The 3393-nt window shown below is 70.4% G+C and carries 4 protein-coding genes and 1 pseudogene; 3 read left to right on the top strand and 2 right to left on the bottom strand.

Annotation, left to right across the window (positions count from 1 at the left end; genetic code table 11):
• Positions 1 to 137: 137 nt before the first annotated feature.
• Positions 138 to 437, bottom strand: a complete 300-nt coding sequence (locus AB0C29_RS39425) for a type VII secretion target (RefSeq protein ID WP_360831784.1) — start codon at positions 435 to 437, stop codon at positions 138 to 140.
• Positions 438 to 559: 122 nt separating this feature from the next.
• Here AB0C29_RS39425 and dapE point away from each other — a divergent pair, with 122 nt between their 5' ends.
• Positions 560 to 1636 (top strand): succinyl-diaminopimelate desuccinylase, encoded by a 1077-nt coding sequence (dapE, locus tag AB0C29_RS39420; protein ID WP_360831781.1) that lies wholly within the window; start codon positions 560 to 562, stop codon positions 1634 to 1636.
• A 3-nt stretch (positions 1637 to 1639) separates the two neighbouring features.
• Here dapE and AB0C29_RS39415 read toward each other — a convergent pair whose 3' ends face one another.
• Positions 1640 to 1807, bottom strand: a complete 168-nt coding sequence (locus AB0C29_RS39415) for a hypothetical protein (RefSeq protein WP_212991198.1) — start codon at positions 1805 to 1807, stop codon at positions 1640 to 1642.
• 201 nt (positions 1808 to 2008) lie between these two features.
• Here AB0C29_RS39415 and AB0C29_RS39410 point away from each other — a divergent pair, with 201 nt between their 5' ends.
• Both AB0C29_RS39410 and AB0C29_RS39405 read left to right on the top strand, forming a co-directional pair.
• Positions 2009 to 2785: a TIGR00730 family Rossman fold protein gene (locus AB0C29_RS39410; protein ID WP_360831778.1), complete on the top strand. Its 777-nt coding sequence runs from the start codon at positions 2009 to 2011 to the stop codon at positions 2783 to 2785.
• A 1-nt stretch (position 2786) separates the two neighbouring features.
• Positions 2787 to 3320: pseudogene (locus tag AB0C29_RS39405) on the top strand (TIGR00730 family Rossman fold protein); the annotation flags it as partial.
• Positions 3321 to 3393 lie beyond the last annotated feature (73 nt).

The following is a 3393-nucleotide window of genomic DNA, read 5'->3' as shown; positions in this document are numbered from 1 at the left end:
CAGTGCGTCCGCGTCACCGCCGAAGGTCGGCACGGCCGCGGCGGCCGCGCAGGCCTCCGCCAGCTCGTTCGCGCCCCACACGCCGTGCGCGTCGTGGATGTCGTCCTGCAGGTCCTGCAGCCGGTCCAGCTCGTCGCTCATCGGCTGCCGGCCAGCCGGCCGGCGCCGCGGGCGTCCCCCGCGTCGTAGTCGGCGGCGGCCGCGTCGAGAGCATCGGCCAGCTGGCGGGCCGCCTCGGCCAGGACCTCCGTCTCCTTCTCCCAGGCGGCGATCGCCGACCGGTACGGGCCCGCCGTCGTGTACGTGTCGAAGGCCCCGGCGACCCGGAAGTCCCGTTCCGGTCCACCGGCCTGGATCCCGGCCCGGCGCAGGTGCTCGGCCACCTCGTCCCGCAGCTTCGTCGCGGCTGCCCGTAGCTGTGTCGTGTCGACCTGCATCGTCCGTGCGCCTCCCCAGGTTCCGGACCCGAAAGCCTAGTGGGAAAACACCGCCCGTGTCCGTCCGGTCTCGCTCCGCGCATCGCCGTACGGCTTCATGTCCGGGCGGTAATGTGCCGCTCATGGCGAACCCGCTTACCCCTGACGTGCTCGTCGACCCCGTCGTGCTCACCCGCACGCTGGTCGACATCGAGTCCGTCTCCCGCGACGAGAAGGTCATCGCCGACTGCGTCGAGGACGTCCTGCGGCAGTCGCCGCACCTGCACACCGAGCGGTACGGCAACACGGTCATGGCCCGCACCGGGCTGGGCCGCGGGCAGCGGGTGATCCTCGCCGGCCACCTGGACACCGTGCCGATCAACGGCAACTTCCCGTCCACCGTGGTCGACGACCTGATCTACGGCTGCGGCACCTCCGACATGAAGTCCGGCGTGGCCCTGGCCCTGCACCTGGCGGCGACCCTGCCCGAGCCCGGCTACGACGTCACCTACCTCTTCTACGAGGCGGAGGAGATCGAGTCGCAGTTCAACGGGCTGCACCTGGTCGCGCAGGAGCATCCGGAGTGGCTGCGGGCGGACTTCGCGGTGCTGCTGGAGCCCACGTACGGCGTGGTCGAGGCGGGCTGCCAGGGCACGCTGGCGGCCCGGATCCGGACCCACGGACGGCGGGCGCACACCGCTCGGGCGTGGCGCGGAGTGAACGCGATCCACGCGGCCGGTGAAGTGCTGCGCCGGCTCGCCGATTACCGGCCGCGCACAGTGACCATCGACGGGTGCACGTACCGTGAGGGATTGAATGCGGTCCGTATCGTCGGCGGCGTGGCCGGCAACGTGGTGCCCGACGAGTGCGAGGTCGAGGTCAATCTGCGCTTCGCCCCGGACCGTACCGAGAAGCAGGCGCTCGATCACGTGCACGAGGTCTTCGCGGATTTCGACATCGAGGTGACCGACTCGGCGCCCGGCGCACTGCCGGGACTGGGGGCGGCACCGGCGCGGGAGTTCCTGACCGCCGTCGGCGCGGAGCCGGCCGCGAAGCTGGGCTGGACCGATGTGTCGCGGTTCGCCGCGCTGGGCATCCCCGCACTGAACTACGGGCCCGGGGATCCGGCGCTGGCCCACGCGCCGGACGAGCATGTCGAGATCGGCAAGATCCGCGATGGTGCCGCCACGCTGCACCGATGGCTCACCGCGTACGAGTAGGGGTCAGGCCGGGTCGGCCGCGGGCCGGGGTATCTCCACGGTGGTCTCGGGGTCGAAAGCCGGGTCTGCCCCGGGCGGGGGCAGGGCGAGTGCCATCCGGCGCTCCTCGACCACCAGCCGGATGCGCCGCTGCATGCGGCGCTGCATCTTCATACGCTCGTAACGGGTCATCACGGTGGCTCCTCTGCCCAGATGCCCGGCGGTCAGCCGGGCGCCGTGCCTGCGCCGTGCGGGGTTCGGTAACTGTACAGACGCTCCAGAGCTACCGTCCGTTGCTTCAATCTGGCAAAAAGGCCGCCTCGTCGCAATCCTCTTGCCGAAACCCAACCGGTTATTCACCGGTTACGGACCGTCCGCACTACCGTGGTTGCCATGACGGACAGCACCAACGGTCGCAGGCGCGTACCCCCGGAGCGTCATCGCGGCGCCGTCACGCTCCGGCGTGAATCGATGCCCTTGAGCACCGCCGACGAGAAACTGCTCGACTCGCACCATCGCGGTGAGTGGAAGACCAAGGACGCGTGGCGGGCGCTGCGCATCCTGTCGGAGTTCGTCGAGGGCTTCGACACCCTCGCCGACCTGCCACCGGCGGTGAGTGTCTTCGGCTCGGCCCGCAGCACCCCGGACAGCCCCGAGTGTGAGCTGGCCGCGGACCTGGGCGCGGCCCTGGCCGAGGCCGGTTACGCGGTGATCACCGGCGGCGGGCCGGGCGTGATGGAGGCGGCGAACCGCGGCGCGACCGAGGCCGGTGGCATGTCGGTCGGGCTGGGCATCGAGCTGCCGTTCGAGCAGGGACTCAACGACTGGGTCGACATCGGCATCGATTTCCGGTACTTCTTCGTGCGCAAGACGATGTTTGTCAAGTACGCGCAGGCGTTCGTCGTGCTGCCCGGCGGCTTCGGCACGCTCGACGAGCTGTTCGAGGCGATCACGCTGGTGCAGACCAAAAAGGTCACTCGTTTCCCGGTGATCCTGATCGGTACGGAGTACTGGGGCGGCCTGCTCGACTGGATCAAGAGCCGGCTGCTCGTCGACGGCAAGGTCAGCCCGGAGGACATGGACCTGATCATGCTGACCGACGACGTGGAGGAGGCCGTGCAGCTCATCGTGGACGCCGACGCCGCCCTGGCCGAGAACGGGACCAGGTGACGTGGCGGCGATCTGCGTCTTCTGTGCTTCCTCCAGCACCCTCGACCAGCAGTGGCTCGACCTCGCGACCCAGCTCGGCAAGTCCCTCGGCCCCCGCGGCCACAGCCTGGTCTCCGGCGGTGGCTGCGTCGGCATGATGGGCGCGGTCGCCGACGGTGCCCGGGCCGGGGGAGCCCACACGCTGGGCGTGATCCCGCAGACGCTGGTCGACCTGGAGGTCGCGGACACCCGGTCGGACGAGCTCGTCGTCACCACGGACATGGGCGCCCGCAAGAACATCATGATCGAACGCTCGGACGCGTTCATCACCCTGCCCGGCGGCCTGGGCACGCTCGACGAACTCTTCGAGGTCTGGACCACCGCGACCCTCGACCTGCACCGCAAGCCGATCGTCCTGCTCGACCCGACGGGCTTCTACGACGGCCTGTGGGGCTGGCTGTCCGGCCTGGCCGACACGGAGTTCGTCCGCCGCCCGGCCCTGGCCCAGGTGACCGTGGTGAGCTCGATCGAGGCTGCGCTGGACACGATCGAGGCCGAGCGACAGCAGGTTCGGCGTCCAGACCGCGGCCGTCAGCAGGCCGACCTGGGTGGGCGTGGCGGACAGGGTG

Source organism: Actinoplanes sp. NPDC048791 (genome assembly GCF_040650095.1).
Taxonomy (GTDB): domain Bacteria; phylum Actinomycetota; class Actinomycetes; order Mycobacteriales; family Micromonosporaceae; genus Actinoplanes.
This window is presented reverse-complemented; position numbering and strand designations above follow the sequence as displayed.

Excerpts from the sequence above, each read along its gene's own strand:
- AB0C29_RS39415 (WP_212991198.1), bottom strand. The coding sequence starts at position 1,807 with ATGACCCGTTACGAGCGTATGAAGATGCAGCGCCGCATGCAGCGGCGC.
- AB0C29_RS39410 (WP_360831778.1), top strand. The coding sequence starts at position 2,009 with ATGACGGACAGCACCAACGGTCGCAGGCGCGTACCCCCGGAGCGTCAT.
- AB0C29_RS39425 (WP_360831784.1), bottom strand. The coding sequence starts at position 437 with ATGCAGGTCGACACGACACAGCTACGGGCAGCCGCGACGAAGCTGCGG.
- dapE (WP_360831781.1), top strand. The coding sequence starts at position 560 with ATGGCGAACCCGCTTACCCCTGACGTGCTCGTCGACCCCGTCGTGCTC.